This window comes from Alteromonas sp. MB-3u-76 (genome assembly GCF_002831605.1).
GTDB lineage: Bacteria > Pseudomonadota > Gammaproteobacteria > Enterobacterales > Alteromonadaceae > Alteromonas > Alteromonas hispanica.
On the sequence record NZ_CP025115.1, the window covers coordinates 1577235 to 1595208 of the forward strand.

Genomic DNA, 17974 nt, shown 5'->3' on the forward strand with positions numbered 1-17974 from the left:
GTTGCGCTGATGTTCACCGCGACATCCTCTGTTTTTGCTGCGAGTGAGAGTGACTTTAACGCCTATGTAAAGAGTTTGAAAAATGAAGCTCTTGAACAAGGTTTCAGTTCGACTTTGCTGGATAGGGCTTTTAACGATATTACGTTTCGCCCTACAGCTGTCAAAGCTGACAAAAATCAGCCAGAAAAGAAAATTACCTTAGACGATTACATTGTATCTCGTGTGCCAGATTGGAAAGCTGAACAAGCGGTACAACAATACCTGTCTAATAAGGCACTTCTCGATAAAATTGGCGAAGAGTATGGTGTGCAGCCACGGTTTATCGTTGCGTTATGGGGCAATGAGTCCAATTTTGGTAAAATACAGGGCTCTTATAGCGTGCTTTCTGCTCTTGCGTCGCTAGCTTATGAAGGGCGAAGAGAAGCGCTGTTTAAAAAGAACTTTTTCGCTGCACTTACTATTTTAGATCAGGGCCATATTCCGATAGACTCTTTTAAAGGTTCTTGGGCTGGGGCAATGGGCCAGACGCAGTTTATGCCTTTATCCTTTTTAACCTATGCAGTCGATTATGATGGTGATGGTAAAAAAGATATTTGGGGCACTCCAGCAGATGTATTTGCCTCGATAGCAAATTACTTGTCCTCAGAAGGGTGGGATGACTCGGGCACGTGGGGGCGGCAGGTTCGTCTTACTCAAGACGTGCCCCTTTCAGGCCTGTCAAAAGCAAATATGCGGCCGCTGTCTTACTGGCAAGAGCAAGGCGTGAGGCGATTCGACGGCTCAGATTTACCTAAGGTCGATGTTAAAGCGTCTTTGATTATGCCTGACGGCGAAAGTGGAAGAATTTATCTGGTGTACAACAACTTCCATACGCTAATGAAATGGAATCGTTCCTCTTATTTTGGTGTGTCTGTAGGGTATTTGTCTGAGCGAATAAAGAGAGGCTATTAATGGCTTATCAACATAAACAAGAGTCTGGTGAGGCTATACCGCTTCCTGTCAATAAAGTGGTGTGTATTGGTAGAAACTACCTAGACCATATCCAGGAAATGAATTCGGTTGTCTCCGAACAGCCATTGCTCTTTATGAAGCCTAAGGCATCAATGTGTCATATGTCTTCACCTATCGTAATACCCTCTGATAATGGTTCCTGTCATAACGAACTTGAAGTGGCGGTGTTGCTCAAAAATACCTTAAAAAACGCCACTGAGTCTGATGTTGCAAGTGCTATATGGGGTATTGGGTTAGGTTTAGATCTTACGTTAAGAGACATTCAGGCCACGCTTAAAAAGCAAGGCCAGCCGTGGGAACGAGCAAAGTCTTTCGACAATAGTGCACCTTTGTCACCATTTGTGCCTATTGAGCAATTTGACGGTCTTGACGACTTGCGCTTTACCCTCGAAATTAATGGTGAAGTTCGTCAGCAAGGGCACACAGCCTTAATGCTGCACAAGATTATTCCTTTAATAGCGCATATGTCTTCTGTATTTACGCTAGACGCTGGCGACGTTATTTTAACTGGCACGCCAAAAGGTGTTGGACCGCTTTATGAAGGCGATACGGTTACAGCATCGCTTAGCGCTTATTTCTCTGTTCAAACAAAGGTTACTGCGTAATGTTGGCACCATTTTGGGAAACCAAATCACTCGAAGAAATGAACCAGTCAGAATGGGAGTCATTGTGCGACGGTTGCGGTAAGTGCTGTTTACATAAGTTTATTGATGATGAAGACGCACAGGAATACGCGCCTACAGACTTCATTAACGCCAACGAGCAAATTCATTACACCAATATCGTATGCTCGTACCTCAACACCAAAAAGTGCGAATGTACTGAGTACGAAAACCGCACAACGCTGGTTCCCGATTGCGTTAAACTAACTAAAGAGAATTTGAAAGACATATTCTTTATGCCCACAAGTTGCACTTACAGAAGATTGCACGAGGGAAGGGGAATGCCTTCTTGGCATCCTTTACTTAACAAGGGAAAGAAGCATGTTATGCATGCCAAAGGTATGTCTGTTCGCAATAAAACCGTATTCGAAACAGATGTAGATTTGAATGAGTTTGAAAATTACATTGCTATCTGGCCGTTAGAAGACCTCGACTAACTATCTGCTTAGAATATAACTTTTTGAACAATACTTTTTAGAGCGCTCATATAAAAGCGCTTAAATTAAAGCGCTTAAATTAAAACACTGAACTTGGAACACCTTAATGAGATAAAAGCTTGGATGACAGCTTCAGGCGGGAATGTGCAGTTTAGTCGTTTACAAGTGCGTATAACAAAGCATCTCTGCCAAATACGCGCTTACGGCACAAGCCTTCTTTTATAGCGCCTATACGCTCTGCTACGCGCAAACTGGCTTTGTTGTTAGGCTCTACAAAACATTCAAGGCGGTGTAAATTCATCTGCGAGAACGCCAGCTTTTTAAGTGCGTTGCATATTGCTGTAGCAAGGCCTCTTCCACAGGCATCCGGTCTCAGCCAATAGCCTAAGTTAGCGCTGAGATGGGCGTGGTGAATGTGGTTAATGATCCCCATCCCTAAACAGCGGTCTTCGTGGACCAATAAGTACGTAAGCCCATAACCGCTCTCTCTTGCTTTTTCCATATCATTTATGCACTGCTTCGAAAGTGCAGGCGTAACTGGACACACCGATGAGCCAAACCAAGGCTTAACATGTTGAATAGACTGCTGCCCAGCTTCGCACAGCATATCGCGATGCTTTAATGCAATACGCTGTATCGAGACAGGGCCTTGCTCTGTGTGAATAGGCGGCAAGCGAGAGGGGAGAATGGATAAATCAATCAAAAGGGCTTTTTATCCAATAGCCGACATGCAAATACAATCACAAAGGCTATGGCATAGACAGCAAAGATAATTTGCATCCATTCAGCCATTCCCATGGATAAAAACTGCCATGTATTTTCTAAGCAATCGCCTTCGGCGGCAAACACTGCAGGTATCCACTCATGCAGCTGCAGCCAGGAAGGGAAGTTCGGTACTATTTCGCAGCTGGCAAAAAACGGATTTGACGCATTTAAGATTTCTACGTGTTCTGTGGCAATTAAATAGCCCCACACCGCAGAAACGGCCCAGCCAGCAAAGCCGAGCATTCTGGTAAAGCCGTTGTTGCTGATAAGTACAATAAGCGCCGCTAGCACAATGCCATACATTGCTGTGCGCTGATATATACACATTATACAGGGCTTTAACCCCATGGCGTGTTGGAAGTACAGAGCGGCAACTTCAAGCGCCAAAGACGAAGCAAACAGCACAAGCCAAGAAGACTTGTGCTCTGCCCACCGGCTTATTCCGCTAATCACAGTGCGCATATATTAATGTCCTACCGCTTCACTGCCCACAGCTGTGGCGCTGTGGTGCTCTATCAAATGCATATCGTATAACCATGCTGTTGCGTCAGCTAGGCCAATATAGGTCGCTAACAAGCCTACAATTGTAAGAACTATGGTGTACGGCAGGGCCATCATCACCATTTTGCCGTACGACAAGCGCAGTAACGGGGCTATGGCAGAGGTTAGCAGGAATAAGAATGCAGCTTGTCCGTTTGGTGTGGCAACACTGGGCAAGTTAGTACCAGTATTAATAGCTACTGCAAGCATATCGTACTGGTCTCGAGTAATTTGTCCTGCTTCCAGGGCTGCTGTTACTTCCGTGATGTATACAGAACCAACAAATACGTTGTCGCTAACCATCGACAGTGCACCATTAGCGAGATAGAACATCACCATTTGAGTTTCGCCCTCGAAAGAAAGCACCCAATGGATAACAGGCTGGAAAAGCCCTTGGTCAATAATAACGGCTACTACACCAAAGAATACAGCAAGAAGGGCGGTGAAAGGCAATGCCTCTTCAAACGCTTTACCAATGGCGTGCTCTTCAATAACGCCGCTCATTGAGGTTGCAAGAACAATAACCGATAAACCAATTAATCCAACAGAAGCCATGTGTGTAGCTAGGCCCACAACAAGCCATACACCAATAAACGCTTGCACCAAAAGCTTGGCTTTTTCTCGCTTGCTGCGTCCTTCGTCCATATGATCATTGTAGTCTGCGAGAATCTGTCGAACCGCAACAGGTAACTTTGCACCATAGCTAAACAAGCCGGTTTTTTCTAAGAACACAGTTGTTAAAAGGCCGAACACAAAAACAGGTAAAGACACTGGCGCCATTCGGATAAAGAATTCGACGAAATTCCAGCCCGCTTTATCGGCAATTATTAGGTTCTGTGGTTCACCCACCATGGTCATTACGCCGCCTAGCGCTGTACCTACCGCAGAATGCATCATTAGGTTGCGAAGAAAGGCTCTGAAGTCTTCTAAATCGTTGCTGCCTAAATCGTGCACTCCATCGTCACTGGTGTGGTCGTGGTCAGAATGAAATTCCTTGCCAGAGGCGACTTTGTGATAGATGGAGTAGAAGCCAAGACCCACGCTTATAATAACGGCAACAACGGTTAAGGCATCGAGAAACGCGGATAAAAACGCAGACGCAAAAATGAATGAAAGAGACAGAATGAGCTTATTTTGGACCTTGATGACAAGCTTGGTGAATAAATACATCAAAAGGTCTTTCATAAAATAGATGCCCGCCACCATAAAGACCAACAGCAGCAGAACTTCTAGGTTAACCTCAATTTCGTGCATCATATGACCCGGCGTTGTCATACCTATGAACATAGCTTCAATAAGCAACAAGCCACCGGGCTGCAGTGGATAACACTTGAGTGCCATAGCAAGGGTAAAAATAAACTGAATAACCAGTGACCAGCCCGCAATGTATGGGTCCACCATAAATATGAAGGGGTTAGCAATGAGGAAGGCAATAATAGTTTTCTTATACCAATCGGGCGCGTGACCCAGGAAGTTCTTATAGATCGCCGCGATCATTGAGGTTTGCATGAGTTCCTGTTCCTTTTACAACAAAGCACGCATTTGTGCGCATCTTTACACTGTATGTTTGCGATTTATCGCGTTATCAAACTGTGGGTAGAACACTGGGTTCTTGCTCAAAAACAGTTTTATGGCTGTTATTATAGTCGGAATTTAAGCGTACATGATATTAACGTCTTGAGAAAGCAATTCACAGGTGTCTATAGACTAAAGTGACTGAAAACTTGCCGATTTTTTGGCTCTTCCCGTTAAATAGAAGGCAAACATTAGTTCGATTGACTGTTTTGTGAGCAAGTGGGTTGTGTCTATGATGCTTTTTAAGACACCGTCAAACACAGCGTTTGTGCAAAAGATATATGCAGTGTCTCATTCGTGCACTACATACTTGCTCTAGGTGGTTGAGCCCGTGCATATTTCGTTGTGTAATTATGCAACCATCTGGTACAATCAGTTGTTAAATTTTATGAGCTTATGTGAACATGCAGGCGTTTAGTTATGATATATAAGGCGCAGAGTCCCGCTGGATTCGCCGAAGAATACATTGTTGAATCAATTTGGAGCGGCCGCTTTCCGCCAGGTACAATATTGCCTGCTGAAAGAGAGTTATCTGAGCTAATTGGTGTCACAAGAACAACGTTGAGAGAAGTTTTGCAGCGACTTGCCAGAGATGGATGGCTGACAATTCAGCATGGTAAGCCCACAAAGGTTAATAACTTCTGGGAAACCTGTGGCTTAAACATCCTCGAAACACTCGCTCGCTTAGATCAAGAGGGTATTCCTGAGCTAGTAGATAACTTACTAGCGGCGAGAACAAATCTAAGTGCTGTCTTTATTCGAGGCGCTATACGCCACAATTCTCAAGCATCTGCTGATATTATTGCACGCTACAAAAACGTGGAACAAGAGGGTTTAGCCTTCGCTCAGTTCGACTATCAAATGACTCACGATTTGGCGCTCGCTTCAAACAACAATGTCTTCGTACTCATGATGAATGGTTTCCGCGGTCTATATTCCCGCATTGGTGGCTATTTTTTTAGTTACCAGCCGGCTCGTGATATTGCTATGAAGTACTATGCCGATCTGCTAGAGGCGGCTGAAAGTGGCGAGTACGACCGAGTACCCAATGTAGTAAGAAACTACGGTATTGAGAGTGGAAAGGTTTGGCAGCAAATTCGCCACGACATGCCTAATGACATCGTAGACTAAGACAGGTTGAAAGAAATTATTGCTCTCTTTCGCGGTCAGCGCCGCAGCGCCGTTTAGTTACTCCAATTTAAAGCGTCGATGTATTGCGCCAATAATGCATTGCGCCAACAATGTAGAGCGTCAGTGATGTATAGCGCTAAAGCATTGGACCAACAACAAGCGCCTTTTAATAGCGTTTCCCATTCAAATTTTGAATTAGTTTAATGGGCAACACTATTAAAAGGCGTTTTTTTTGTTTTTAGTATGCGGTTTCTAATTGTTCGGCGTAAAGTCTCCTTATGGTGTTTAGTCACACCCACATTAAGCATTCATAGGAGCTCAAAATGACTACTACAGATACTATCAAAGGCAAAATCAACGACGCTGAAGAAATGGCGCGTAAAATTTGGTTAGCAGGTCTTGGCGCTTATGGAAAAAGCGTAGATGAAGCGCAGGGTCGTTACGACAAGCTAAGTGAAGAAGCAAGTAAGATGTTCGACGAGCTTGTTTCAAAGGGCGAGTCTTTAGAAGGCGATGCACGCAGCAAGTTTAAATCGACGACTAACGAAGTTGAAAACCGTGTTGCCGACGTACGTAAAAAGTTAGGTTTAGACGATGAGCCAGCAGATCAGCGTATTGATGAGTTGTCGGCAAAAATCGATGCACTTACCGAAGCTGTTGCTAAGCTTGCAGCAAATAAGTAAATCGGCGTCGATTTGCGCTTAACACTACATTGTGGCCTTTGCCGGTTTTTGCGCGCATCAATCAGCAAAGGCACGGTAAGTGCTAACCTCTCTAAAAGATTTGCGGTATAGGCAACAGTATTGTTTTAGGCTATACCGCAACTATCTTCTTTATCTCCCGTTCTCGGAGGCATTATGAGTAATAGAAGTACTGATACAAAGCAAACCACTGTGGTTAAAGCAGAAGTACAATCGCCGTCGTCGACGCAAAAGCGTCCCGTGAAATCTCCTTCACCCTCTCCTTTAAAATCGTCTCCACTTTTCGGTTGGCTTTTTGCTGGCGCTGATATGATTACTGCCGAGCTAGATCAAGCCGCTGGAATTGTGAGTAAACAGATAGATAAAACACAGGAAGTGTTTCAACAGATGCAAACCAAAGGTGTTGAAGTTGAGGCGGATTTAAGACGAACTTTTAATCCTTTTATGTTTGTTGACGCTGCGCAAAATCTGGTTAAATCAACAACGGTATATACAATGCTTACCAGTGGTGAAAAGCATCAGCGCAAAACCGAGCAACTTGATACGCTTTCTGCGAAAGTTGACTTGTTGGTAGAACAGGTTGCTCTTTTAGCAGCTAAAGAAGCCGCAGAGCAGGCATCGAAAAAAGCCACAGCTACCGCCAAGCCAAAGACTGCCACAAGAGCAGCAAAAGCTTCATCTAGTACCGCATCAAAAGCAGCTTCGGCTAAAACAAGCTCTGAAGCATCAGCAGGTACAGAAGCTAAAAAGGCAGCGACAAAAAGACCAGCCGCTAGAAAAACAACGGCAAAGTCGACTTCTTCAACTAGCAATTACGCTAAATAACTATGTGCATGAGCCGTATACGAGGCCCGTATGTACGGTTCTGTGAGAGGGATGAGGCGGTGACGCCTCACCCTACTCGATATGCGGTTTGTGAAACAGTTGGCCATCAGGAGCAACTGAACCATAGGCGGGATATAACACTTAGGTGCAACTTCTTACTAATATCTTTAGCCAATATCACTAGCTAATATCACTAACTAAGATTGCTTTTCAATATTGCTTACTAAAAGTTAAAGGCGGCTTCTTTCTGGGCCTATCTATTTAGCACTTGGCTATCTACCACCTAGCTGTCCACCACCTGGCTATCTGCCACTTGTCTTTTTTACAGCTAGTTATTTTTTGTCCACAAATTTTGATGCTTTTTAAATCCAAAGAAATCGTGTGGCTCCCAAAAGCTTGGCACCAACTCGTCTAAAGAGTTTTGCGTAAAGTTATTCGATAGCTGAGCCATTATCTCGCCTAATCTTGCCTCACCTAAACGCATCAACTTTTTCCTATTCGCAGGGAAGTACAAGTTGCGGCTTTTATCAATGACTTCCTGTGCCCCGCTAGTAACGAATTTCTGATTACGGGTGACAACTTTACAAATGGGCTCTGCTGGCTTGGCCGGATTAAGGCCTACAACAATAGCATATTCATATTGATTCTTTTCTTGGCCTTTCTCATTGGTGGGTATAAACGTGATACCAAACCCCTGAGGAAAGTAACCCACTAAATTTGTGAAATCTTGGGCCAGGTGTTTATTTAAACTGCCTTTTTTCGCAAGTTGTTCAATAAGCAGGTAGCCTTTTGGTAAATCAAGGCGGGTATAGTCAGATTTTGTTGATAGTACGATAGAGACATAAATCTGAGGAATCTTAACTAATTCACCCAATCCTGTCTTAGATAAAAATGCGTCTTTAACAAGTTGCTGTAAAAACGATGATGCATCGCTGTGAACTTTGATAAAGCGGTCTCTCTCATCTTTAACATTACCGGTGTACTTAGGAATACCAAGTCCATCGGCTAAGTACTTCATAGTGAAGTGATAGTTTATTTTTAATAAGTCTTTTCGCTGAGATTCGTCTAAAAGCCTAAATTCATCAAGATCACCATCTGGGCCTTTCAAAATAGTGAGGGCCGCAGAGCTTTGTAATCCAATATCTTGTAAAAGCGCGGCGGAAATTAATGGAATACCCAGCTCTGTTTTCCATTTATCTTTCCAATACTGGTCGTTTCTAAAGCGGGCAATTGCCTCTCGATATTTAGATAAATAAGAGTGCGCAATCGTATCGTGAGCAAGCAACCGATCGGCCAAGCGCAAAGTGAGCACCGCTTTATAAATAGGTTTGTAACGCTGATGTACACGGGCAAAATTACCGTCTGCACCGCGGGTAAGAAGCATTAACGTGCCTAAAAACTTGGCGCTAAGCTGCTGCGTTTCTGCCCATGTTTCTCCTTCGCAAAGAGAAATGATTTTTGAGCAAACAGTCTCTAATCGCTCTAAGCGCGCTAAACGCTCTTCTTCCAGTTTTTGGGTGTTATTTTTTATCTGTTGCGTGAGCTGACCCGCGAGAACCTCTTTGTCCTTTCTGTCTTTTAATTTTAAAAGTTGGGCTTTTAAGTCAGCGGTGTGCTGCTCAAGCGTTGTGGAAAGTGAAAAGTAGTGGCGAGCGTCTTCGAAGATTGAGCCAAAACCAGACTCCTGAGGATATACCAAGGAAAGCAGATGCTTTACTTGTTGAGTGTATATATTGTCGGGGTTTTGACTTTGTGCGCTCACCGTAGTCCTTTAATTTTACATTCGCCTCTACCGTTGTGTGGGCCGTGTAGCGGTTATTGCGCAACATGCCGTAACTCAAGGGCTTCTCGTTTCTTCAATTGTGCCAGATGATACCGCAATTTCTCGCTTATTTTGGTATTTCTTTCTATTACATGGAGTTGAGGCCAAGACGCTCGTTCGCCGCTGGTAATTAACTCATCCATACTTTCTAACGTTGGGTTTGCAAGTACTTTAGAAAGATTACTAAGCTGACGTTTTGGCAATATGTTGATGTCTCCTACGTACTGCTGGTCAATTATGGATCGAACTTTGTGAATGGCAAGTTTTGCACTCTTATTGCCTACCATTTTTTCAATCATATCAATGGCAAATACGCTATTAGTTTTCGCTAGCTGCCCAATGTGGCGAGTGGTCATATCCCAAAGTGAATTTGCATCAATTCTGCGTGACGAGATAAAGGGCACTGCAAGCGGGTTTGTTTGACTAACTATACTGTGGTTCACACCATACAAACGTGCCAACCGTTTAAACGGCAAATCAGCCATTAGCGAGCCATCCGCAAACCGGCGGTTGGGTATATAGGGCACAATGTCACCAGAGGGGGTTTTCGCCTTAAGCTGTACTGGGCTAAACACAATAGGCACGGCACAAGAAGCGCGAACTGCTTGACTGATAATGGCATTTGGCGATGTTTTGGCATTTAACAAACGCGAGTGTTGATGTAAGTCGGCAGGTGACACCGTAATAGTGACGTGTCGGCCGGTCTTTTTAAATGCTTCTTCGAAGGTGGTTAAATCAAATAATTCAATGAGTGCATTTTCCAGCATAGAGCTATCGAAGAGACTGCCTTTTTTTAAACCCGCAAATGTTCGCCAGTGTTTAAACATTTCGTAAATGCGTTCTGAGTCGAGAGATTCTACTAATTCATCATGATTTCGTGTTGCAAGCATAGCGCCAATAATAGAGCCTGCACTTGCGCCAGAAATGACGGTAGGGAGTAATTTTTTTTCGTTCAGCGATTTAACCACGCCAGCGTGGAAAAAGCCGAGCCCAGCCCCGCCAGATAACATTAGGCAACTGCGGCCAAATGCATGGGCCGTCTCTTCAAAAAACGAAAGCTTTTCGTAAAAATCAACGTCGTCTTCATTCGCATTTACAATTTGCTCTAAAGTAAGCGAAACCTCGTTGATAAACTGCTCAATGAGTTTTTTTGTTCCTATTTTGCAGTAGCTCTGTAATACCGGGTTAGCAATATTACCTAAATTACCGTGAAGTCCCTCATGCAAAATCGACATTAATGCATGAACATCGCCTTTACCACGGGCTATTTGCAGACGCTGAACACGCTTTTGAATAAGTTTGTAATCATAGTATTCGCTTTCGTCTTGTGCTTTCCATTCATCTGCACCAGATAATGCATCGTGGGCTATGCAGGCAGCTTCATATTCTTCATAGCAACTTGCGTGCTCAATATCACGCTCTAGCTTTTTTAACTGTATATCGAATGCTGTCATGACAACCACCTATTAAATGCAAAGACCAGACGTTCAAGTAACAAATCTACTAACGCTCTTTTAGCAATATACAGTTTAGGTAGCAAAATTAGAATTCACTACCTAAGGTTGTATACAGAGGGCTGTAGATTTCTGTTTTGACGAAACTTTTTATCGAGATGCATTCTTTGATGCGGGTTATTTAAGAATAGCGCTGTTTGAGAAGGAATATTTAACATAGAAAACTTGTTTTCTATCAACAATTACCTTTAATTGCGTTTTTTACATTGACCAAATCATAAGCACTCAGTAGCCTGATGAGTAGAATAATAAATAGGAACATTTGTTCGCTGTATGGACTGGAATTTTCAAACCTTAAGTCTACTATCTATACCCCTGATTAGCGCGGTAGTTGGATGGGTGACGAACTATTTAGCCGTGAAGATGATGTTTTATCCCATTGAATTTGTTGGGATAAAGCCCTTTTTAGGTTGGCAGGGGCTGATTCCCGCAAAGCGTCGACAAATGGCTGAAATTGAAGTTGAACTGGTTCTTGGCAAATTACTCAGTGTTGAAGAGTTGGCTCAACGGTTAGATCCCGACGAGCTTACCAAAGCCATAGAGCGTCGACTGAGTCAGGTTATTCGCAAAGTAGTGAATAACGTTATGGCCGAATCTGCTCCGCAAATGTGGGCCGCATTGCCGGTTCAAGGGAAAGATTTAGTTTACCAACGTATCGAAAACGATATTCCTAATGTCGTTCACAAAATGGTTGATGACTTTCAACACAATGTCTCCGAAATTCTCGATATAAAAGAGCTAGTTGTAGAGCAACTGGTTAACTCTCCAGAACTTATCAACGAAATTTTTCTCACCGCTGGCAGCAAAGAGTTTCCCTTTATCGTGCGTTCAGGGCTGTACTTTGGCTTTTTATTCGGTTTACCCACCATGTTGTTATGGCACTTTTACCAAGCCTGGTGGATATTGCCACTAGGTGGTTTGCTTGTTGGATATGCCACCAATTGGATTGCAATCAAAATCATATTTGAACCAAAGCGTCCGCGAAAGATAGGGCCTTTCACCATTCAGGGAATGTTTTTAAAGCGTCAGAAAGAAGTGTCTGAGGTTTATTCTTCTATTATTGAAGACAAGCTTATCACGCCTAAAAATATCACCAACGTCATTCTTCATGGTTCAGGTTCGGCGCAGCTACTTGAGCTTATTGAACTTCACGTTAACGATGCAATTGAGCGCTACGTGGCTATTGCCCAACCTTATTTTGCACTTGGTGTGGGCTCAGAAAATTATCACAAGATGAAGGCGCTGGCGGTACAGCAAATTTTTGATAACTCAGAAAAGTATCTACTTTATGCCTATGATTATGCCAACGGGGCTATGCAAATAGGTCAGGATTTAAGCTTAAGAATGCAAGCACTCAGTGCTGAAGAATTTGAGGGGGTGCTGCGACCCGCCTATCAGCAAGACGAATGGAAGCTTATTGTCACCGGTGCACTGCTAGGAATGGCTGCGGGGTTTATGCAGCTCTATTTAGTGTTTTTATGAGACAAACATTGGCGTAGTTAAAAATGAAAACAGCACAGCGTATTTTGCTCACTGCGTTAGCGATGTTTAATGAGCATGGCGAAAACTCGGTAACGAGTGTCGACATTGCCATTGAGCTCGACATTAGCCCAGGCAACCTCTATTACCATTTTAAAGGGAAAGAGAGCATTGTAATAGCGCTGATGAAAATGCATGAGAAGCAAATGCAAACTCTGTTGACGAGGGAAAAGCTTGATACGCTAAATGCAGAAGAAATCATGTATTACCTGTATCTCCTCGTCGATAGCATTCATGTTTTTCGCTTTCTTTATAAAAGCCCAGCAGATTTGGCCGAAAAATACCCATCTATCGTAAAACGTCGACAGCACATTTTGGCTAACCTCAAGCGCCAAATTAGCTTCTTATTTACCTCGTTAAGCGAGAGAAAGGTTCTTGTTGCTACTGAAGCTGATAGGGTGTTGCTGGTTGAACTTATCTTGCTGATCATTACACAGTCTTGCCAGTTCGATGAATTAAACAGTCATATGGACGACGAGGTTCAGCGCTTTCACGCGCTATCGCTTATGATGGTGAGTATTCTTCCTCGACTAGCATTGAATGAAAAAGAAAAAGCGCATTTGTTGAATACACTGCACTCTCACGACTTTGCGAGTGATATAAAAAGTGAATCGCCACTTGATAGCTACAGCGGGAGTAAATAATGTCAAAAACGCTCAGTTTCTTAGATAAATCATTTTGGATTACTGAATCTGATGAAAATCCAAAACACGTAGCCTGCTTACAGCTATTGGCCTTGCCGGAAGGGGCTGACAAAAAAAGTTACGTGCCAAACTTATTCAAAGAAATTAAGAGTTATACCCGCGCTACTTCGCCTTTCAGCTGCACGGTAAAAACCTTTCTTGGCTACCCTATAGGCTTCAAGCCAGTGAAAACCTTGAACATGGATTATCATGTGCAAATTCATCGGGTCGCGAATGTGCAAAACAGAGAGGCTCTCGATGCGTTTGTTGCTCGCCTCCACGCCTCGCGCTTAGACCCGGATAAACCCCTATGGCAGTATCATTTTATTTTTGATGAAACCAGCGACACCTTCGCCATTTATGCCAGAGTACACCACATGTACGGCGACGGAACGACATTGGTGCGATGGTTTCAGTCTGGGTATGTATCGCATTCTAGCGAGGGTAAGTTTATCCCTATTTGGGCGGTAAAACGGCTTCGAAATAAAAAGCGAGACCCAGTGAGTCTTGTGAAGCGATTGGTTGGCGTAGGTTATGCGCTAAAAACCGTATTCGACTTGTTTGTTATCTTTTTGCGCATTTTCATGAAAATACTCAGGGTTAACCCACATTACATGCCGGTTCCCTTCACGGGTACAAAAACCATGTTAACTGGGCAGGTAAAAGCGGGTAGGGCAGTAGCCACAGTAGACTTAGACTTTAAACGGGTAAAGTCACTGGCTAGACGCACTCGCTCTACGGCGAATGAGGTATTATTGTGTGCATTTGATATTGGTGTGCACAAACTGCTTAAAGACCACGGGCAGGTTTTTAAGAAAGCATTGTTCACAAATATGCCGATTAATTTAAGAAAGCCGGGTGAAAAAACCACAGGAAACAAAATTGCCATTGTGCCGGTTAAGCTCGCCCACGGTGAAAACGATCCTTATCTTCGACTACGTCAAATAGTAGTGAATCATCGTATAGTAAAGCACGCAGCCCAGCATGCACGACCTTCTGCGTTTAGTAGTTACACCATTGCAATACAATCTCTTGCGTTAGTATTCGAATGGTTGAGGTTATCCAATGTGGTTAAACCCATTGCTAACATACTAATCTCAAATGTTCCTGGCCCTAAAGACACTCGATATTTGAAAGATGCAAAGCTTTTGGCCTGTTATCCTATATCCACAATGACACCAGGTGGCGGAGTAAACATCACTTTTATGACCTACGCAGATACTGCCAATGTTGGGTTGGTGTGTTGCAACAAGAATATAGAATCGCTGCAGCCACTTGCGCTATATGTGAAAGAGGCTTTTGATATGCTGGAGGCCAGCGTAGATAACCCCAGGCTAAATATTGACGACATTGGTGAGCATATCGATACTGTGCCCCTGTCTATTGTAAGCGACCATTAGTACTGATTTATCTGAATTAAAGAAGTGTTGAATGTAGAAGATGCGCTTTAATCTTGGGGCGAGTTTTCATTCTTTGTGAGGTAAAAGCGTAAGCGGTCGTCTTCTACTCTTACGCTTTTACCCACTTGGGCAAAAAGAGCTTCGCGCCAGTGAGATTTACGCATTGTGTGAGTCAAATTTGTGCCTTTTAGCTCTTCTTGAATAGCTTGGTTTATTTTGGGTTTATGGTAGTCCAGCACAGCTTGCTTTGAATCTGAGAGATAAAGCTTAAGATACTCAGTAGCCAAATCGGATGTGCCTACAGTAAATAGCGACATAGCAGAGCGTAATGACGACGTGACCAAGCTATTAATGCCCTGCGGGAAAAACGTGTTTAACACATATCGAGAGTCTTTCAGCAGTGCATAATCGTCGTTAATCAATGTAATGGTGTCTACGCATACATGAGTTAACAACACCGTTTTAGATATTTCATCATAGTCGGGCTTAGCGCTCACCACCACGACAAGGTGAGCACGATACAAGGTAGTGTTTGCGACATCGATATTAATAGTGGCAAGACACTGAAGTGCTATTCGGTTTGCTTCATTGTTAAAGCTGATTTCTCCTTCATGAATATTGACAGTCCCTGTACCGATGGGAATGTTTAGCGAAAAGCGGTGGGGAAAGAAATCAGATATCAATTCGTGCAGTTCGTCTTTAGTAAAATCGTCGTAGCGCAATTTTCCAAGCCTCACGAGCACTCTGGCAATCAAAAGCTTACAGCTATCCTTAATTGACAATGAGGCTGATTGACTTTCTAAAGATGACGGTGAAAGTGGCATAACAAAGACGTGGCTCTCAGGCAAAAGGTAGATAACACATCAAGACTATTACGTTTTGTGAAAGTTACAACATAAAACTTTCCCGAATGATAACTAATTTGCTAATCTGGTCTTACCACAACGTTTTGTTAACAATTAAACAAGTGCGAAAAAATAAACGCGTTAATCGCCTTATGAATTTTCGTTTTTGGAGCAGTGAATATGAGTGAAATGCAAGGCAAATATGACTACATCATTGTAGGTGGCGGCTCTGCGGGGGCTGTGTTAGCCACGCGGCTGTCTGAAAATCCTGCGCTTGATATTTTACTCATTGAAGCGGGCACGAAAGACACCAATCCTATGATCCACGTACCCTTTGGCATCTCCTTGCTAAGTCGCTTTGAGGGTATAGGCTGGGGCTATCATACCGCGCCTCAAAAAGAGATGTACGACCGCGAACTATTTTGGCCACGAGGAAAAACTCTGGGTGGCAGTAGCTCTGTTAATGCCATGTGTTACATACGCGGTCAGGCCGAAGATTACGACCGATGGGCCACCCAAGAAGGTGCTGCAGGATGGTCTTTTAATGACGTCCTGCCTTATTTTAAGCGTTCGGAAAACTTCGAAGGCGGTGCTGATGAATATCACGGTACAGGTGGGCCTTTAAACGTGAGTAAGTTACGTCACACCGATGTACTGTCAGATGCCTTTGTTAACTCGGCGTCGTTTGGTGGCTACAGGCAGTTAGACGACTTCAACCGAGACGATAGAGAAGGTTTGGGTTATTACCACGTCACCCAAATTAATGGCCAGCGATGTTCCACGGCTAAGGGGTATTTGTCGCAGGCAAAACACCGCAATAACCTCACTGTTCTTACCAAGGTGGCTGCTGAAAAAGTGATATTGAAAGACAAGCGTGCCATAGGCGTACAGGTAAGAGAAAAAGGCACAGTTGCAAGGTATTACGCCAAAAGCGAAGTAATTTTAAGCGGAGGCGCAATTAACTCACCGCAGCTACTAATGCTCTCGGGTATTGGCCCTAGAGTTGAACTGGAAGAGAAAGGAATTTATGTTCATCAGGATTTACCTGGTGTGGGTCAAAACTTACAAGACCACTTAGATGCTATTGTGCAATTTACCTGTGAAGCTCGTGAAGGTTACGCTGTGGCCGCGGGAGCCCTGCCAAAATATGTGAAAGCAACAGCAGAATACGCGCTGAAAAGAGACGGTATATTCTCATCTAACATTGCGGAGGCCGGCGGATTTTTACGCTCGTCTCAAGCAGAGGAATACCCAGACATACAGCTCCACTTCCTACCCGCTATTTTAAATGACCACGGCAGACAAGTGGCGTTTGGCTATGGCTATGGTCTTCACGTTTGTTGTTTGTACCCTAAAAGTCGAGGCACTATTTCGCTACAAAGCAATCACCCAGCAGACCACGCACTCATAGATCCTAACTACCTCAGTGCACCTGAAGATCAGCAGGTAATGATTGACGGCGTGAGAATAGCCAGAAAACTTTTAGCTGCGCCAGACTTTGAGAAGTTTAAAGGCAAAGAGCTCTATCCTGGTGAGGAGGCGCAAAGTGACGAAGACATTCTCGAGTTTCTGAGAGAGCGCGCCGAAACCATCTATCACCCTATCGGCACGTGTAAAATGGGAAGCGATGACGACGCCATGGCGGTGGTCGATTCTCAATTAAAAGTACGAGGTATAGAAGGGCTGAGGGTTGTGGATGCCTCGGTAATGCCTAGCTTAATAGGTGGCAATACAAACGCGCCTACGGTAATGATTGCAGAGCGCGCGGCCGATTTTATCAAAGCGGCGCACGAAGGGCAGCCGGTGCCTATTTCTGCTGCATAAACAGGTCTGCCGCGCAGTCACACATTTCTTGAATGTGGCTGCTGTCGGCATAAATACCGTCTATCAACAGCCGCGCTATTCCGTGCAGCGTACCCCACGTAACTTGCGCTAATCTGAGTGCGTCCTGGTTGTTGGGCAATAAGCCCTTTTCTTGCCAAAACTTGGTCATAGTGACCTGAAATTGAAAACAGGGAAACGCGACGTCTTTTAAGTCGCTGGTGGCCGCATTATTTTGCCAAATAGTGCGCCCGAACATCAGCTCATACATCTCAGGATTATCAGCGGCATAACCGACGTATTCGCGAACGAATTCTCTAAAGCGCTCTTTTGGTGATTTCTCGTCTTGTTCAAAAATGCGCTTTGCGGCGGAATGCCAGTCGCTAAATCCCTTCGCAGCTATTGCGCTTAATAAAGCGCTTTTATCTTTAAAATGGTGATACGGGGCAGTGCGAGATACGCCCGCATCTTCCGCAAGCTTGCGCAAAGACAAACTGTCTACACCATAGTCTGCTAGGCGCTTTGCTGCCGCATGCAATAAGGCTGTTCGAAGATCGCCATGATGATAGGTTTGCGCCACACTCGTCATATTAAATTTTTTAATTCCGTGCTTTTAATTTTCAGGTTATTAGGTCGTAGTGACCTTGAATACAGTTTTATCTTGACAGTGTCAACATAGCCTTTTATCTTGACGCTGTCTAGT

At 43.9% G+C, this 17974-nt stretch carries 17 protein-coding genes; 10 read left to right on the forward strand and 7 right to left on the reverse strand.

The annotated features are described in order from the left end of the window. The first annotated feature begins 9 nt into the window (after positions 1-9). From CW735_RS07070 to CW735_RS07080, 3 genes are read left to right on the forward strand one after another with little or no spacing between them, the layout of a single operon-like run. A complete protein-coding gene (locus tag CW735_RS07070; protein WP_232368424.1) occupies positions 10-951 on the forward strand; it encodes a lytic murein transglycosylase in 942 nt (313 codons plus the stop codon). Further along, positions 951-1616, forward strand: coding sequence for a fumarylacetoacetate hydrolase family protein (locus tag CW735_RS07075; protein ID WP_100971439.1), 666 nt, complete (start codon positions 951-953; stop codon positions 1614-1616). Before CW735_RS07070 ends, CW735_RS07075 begins: the two co-directional genes overlap by 1 nt. Next, entirely contained in the window at positions 1616-2110 is a 495-nt protein-coding gene (locus tag CW735_RS07080; RefSeq protein WP_100971441.1) for a YcgN family cysteine cluster protein, read from the forward strand. Before CW735_RS07075 ends, CW735_RS07080 begins: the two co-directional genes overlap by 1 nt. A gap of 151 nt (positions 2111-2261) precedes the next feature. Here CW735_RS07080 and CW735_RS07085 read toward each other — a convergent pair whose 3' ends face one another. From CW735_RS07085 to nhaB, 3 genes are read right to left on the reverse strand one after another with little or no spacing between them, the layout of a single operon-like run. Beyond that, positions 2262-2813 carry a GNAT family N-acetyltransferase gene (locus CW735_RS07085; RefSeq protein WP_071980051.1) on the reverse strand — a complete coding sequence of 184 codons (552 nt, stop codon included), beginning with the start codon at positions 2811-2813 and terminating at the stop codon, positions 2262-2264. Beyond that, a complete protein-coding gene (gene dsbB / locus CW735_RS07090) occupies positions 2810-3337 on the reverse strand; it encodes a disulfide bond formation protein DsbB (RefSeq protein WP_100971443.1) in 528 nt (175 codons plus the stop codon). The genes CW735_RS07085 and dsbB overlap by 4 nt, the downstream gene beginning before the upstream one ends. Positions 3338-3340: 3 nt before the next feature. Then, positions 3341-4924 carry a sodium/proton antiporter NhaB gene (gene nhaB, locus CW735_RS07095; RefSeq protein ID WP_100971445.1) on the reverse strand — a complete coding sequence of 528 codons (1584 nt, stop codon included), beginning with the start codon at positions 4922-4924 and terminating at the stop codon, positions 3341-3343. A gap of 486 nt (positions 4925-5410) precedes the next feature. Between nhaB and fadR the strand changes: the two genes are divergently transcribed. The 3 genes from fadR (at position 5411) to CW735_RS07110 (ending at position 7647) form a co-directional block, all read left to right on the forward strand. Next, positions 5411-6121 (forward strand): fatty acid metabolism transcriptional regulator FadR, encoded by a 711-nt coding sequence (gene fadR / locus CW735_RS07100; RefSeq protein ID WP_100971447.1) that lies wholly within the window; start codon positions 5411-5413, stop codon positions 6119-6121. Between the two features lie 323 nt (positions 6122-6444). After that, a complete protein-coding gene (locus CW735_RS07105) occupies positions 6445-6804 on the forward strand; it encodes a phasin-related domain-containing protein (protein WP_071980047.1) in 360 nt (119 codons plus the stop codon). Between the two features lie 174 nt (positions 6805-6978). Beyond that, a complete protein-coding gene (locus tag CW735_RS07110) occupies positions 6979-7647 on the forward strand; it encodes a hypothetical protein (protein WP_100971449.1) in 669 nt (222 codons plus the stop codon). Between the two features lie 328 nt (positions 7648-7975). Here CW735_RS07110 and CW735_RS07115 read toward each other — a convergent pair whose 3' ends face one another. Further along, complete coding sequence (locus CW735_RS07115) at positions 7976-9409, reverse strand: hypothetical protein (RefSeq protein ID WP_071980046.1); 1434 nt, start codon at positions 9407-9409, stop codon at positions 7976-7978. A 53-nt stretch (positions 9410-9462) separates the two neighbouring features. Then, positions 9463-10923: a DUF3336 domain-containing protein gene (locus CW735_RS07120; RefSeq protein ID WP_100971451.1), complete on the reverse strand. Its 1461-nt coding sequence runs from the start codon at positions 10921-10923 to the stop codon at positions 9463-9465. A 333-nt stretch (positions 10924-11256) separates the two neighbouring features. On the opposite strand from CW735_RS07120, the gene CW735_RS07125 reads away from it, so the two are divergent. From CW735_RS07125 to CW735_RS07135, 3 genes are read left to right on the forward strand one after another with little or no spacing between them, the layout of a single operon-like run. Then, positions 11257-12465 (forward strand): DUF445 domain-containing protein, encoded by a 1209-nt coding sequence (locus tag CW735_RS07125; protein WP_071980044.1) that lies wholly within the window; start codon positions 11257-11259, stop codon positions 12463-12465. Between the two features lie 23 nt (positions 12466-12488). Further along, the gene (locus CW735_RS07130; RefSeq protein ID WP_071980043.1) at positions 12489-13166 is read left to right on the forward strand and encodes a TetR/AcrR family transcriptional regulator; all 678 of its coding nucleotides are present in this window, start codon (positions 12489-12491) and stop codon (positions 13164-13166) included. Beyond that, on the forward strand, positions 13166-14605 hold the full coding sequence (locus tag CW735_RS07135; protein WP_071980042.1) for a wax ester/triacylglycerol synthase domain-containing protein: 1440 nt from the start codon (positions 13166-13168) through the stop codon (positions 14603-14605). The genes CW735_RS07130 and CW735_RS07135 overlap by 1 nt, the downstream gene beginning before the upstream one ends. Before the next feature lie 47 nt (positions 14606-14652). On the opposite strand, the gene CW735_RS07140 is transcribed toward CW735_RS07135, so the two are convergent. After that, positions 14653-15342, reverse strand: coding sequence for a DUF1439 domain-containing protein (locus CW735_RS07140; RefSeq protein WP_232230484.1), 690 nt, complete (start codon positions 15340-15342; stop codon positions 14653-14655). Between the two features lie 288 nt (positions 15343-15630). Between CW735_RS07140 and CW735_RS07145 the strand changes: the two genes are divergently transcribed. Beyond that, positions 15631-17274 carry a GMC family oxidoreductase gene (locus CW735_RS07145; RefSeq protein ID WP_071980040.1) on the forward strand — a complete coding sequence of 548 codons (1644 nt, stop codon included), beginning with the start codon at positions 15631-15633 and terminating at the stop codon, positions 17272-17274. Here CW735_RS07145 and CW735_RS07150 read toward each other — a convergent pair. Further along, positions 17258-17860, reverse strand: a complete 603-nt coding sequence (locus CW735_RS07150) for a TetR/AcrR family transcriptional regulator (RefSeq protein WP_071980039.1) — start codon at positions 17858-17860, stop codon at positions 17258-17260. The two genes, CW735_RS07145 and CW735_RS07150, sit on opposite strands and share 17 nt — an antisense overlap. Between the last annotated feature and the right edge of the window lie 114 nt (positions 17861-17974).

What these genes read in the sequence shown, in the direction of transcription:
- CW735_RS07070 (WP_232368424.1), top strand. Translation starts at nt 10, where the DNA reads ATGTTCACCGCGACATCCTCTGTTTTTGCTGCGAGTGAGAGTGACTTT.
- CW735_RS07075 (WP_100971439.1), top strand. Translation starts at nt 951, where the DNA reads ATGGCTTATCAACATAAACAAGAGTCTGGTGAGGCTATACCGCTTCCT.
- CW735_RS07080 (WP_100971441.1), top strand. Translation starts at nt 1,616, where the DNA reads ATGTTGGCACCATTTTGGGAAACCAAATCACTCGAAGAAATGAACCAG.
- dsbB (WP_100971443.1), bottom strand. Translation starts at nt 3,337, where the DNA reads ATGCGCACTGTGATTAGCGGAATAAGCCGGTGGGCAGAGCACAAGTCT.
- nhaB (WP_100971445.1), bottom strand. Translation starts at nt 4,924, where the DNA reads ATGCAAACCTCAATGATCGCGGCGATCTATAAGAACTTCCTGGGTCAC.
- fadR (WP_100971447.1), top strand. Translation starts at nt 5,411, where the DNA reads ATGATATATAAGGCGCAGAGTCCCGCTGGATTCGCCGAAGAATACATT.
- CW735_RS07105 (WP_071980047.1), top strand. Translation starts at nt 6,445, where the DNA reads ATGACTACTACAGATACTATCAAAGGCAAAATCAACGACGCTGAAGAA.
- CW735_RS07110 (WP_100971449.1), top strand. Translation starts at nt 6,979, where the DNA reads ATGAGTAATAGAAGTACTGATACAAAGCAAACCACTGTGGTTAAAGCA.
- CW735_RS07120 (WP_100971451.1), bottom strand. Translation starts at nt 10,923, where the DNA reads ATGACAGCATTCGATATACAGTTAAAAAAGCTAGAGCGTGATATTGAG.
- CW735_RS07125 (WP_071980044.1), top strand. Translation starts at nt 11,257, where the DNA reads ATGGACTGGAATTTTCAAACCTTAAGTCTACTATCTATACCCCTGATT.
- CW735_RS07130 (WP_071980043.1), top strand. Translation starts at nt 12,489, where the DNA reads ATGAAAACAGCACAGCGTATTTTGCTCACTGCGTTAGCGATGTTTAAT.
- CW735_RS07135 (WP_071980042.1), top strand. Translation starts at nt 13,166, where the DNA reads ATGTCAAAAACGCTCAGTTTCTTAGATAAATCATTTTGGATTACTGAA.
- CW735_RS07145 (WP_071980040.1), top strand. Translation starts at nt 15,631, where the DNA reads ATGAGTGAAATGCAAGGCAAATATGACTACATCATTGTAGGTGGCGGC.
- CW735_RS07150 (WP_071980039.1), bottom strand. Translation starts at nt 17,860, where the DNA reads ATGACGAGTGTGGCGCAAACCTATCATCATGGCGATCTTCGAACAGCC.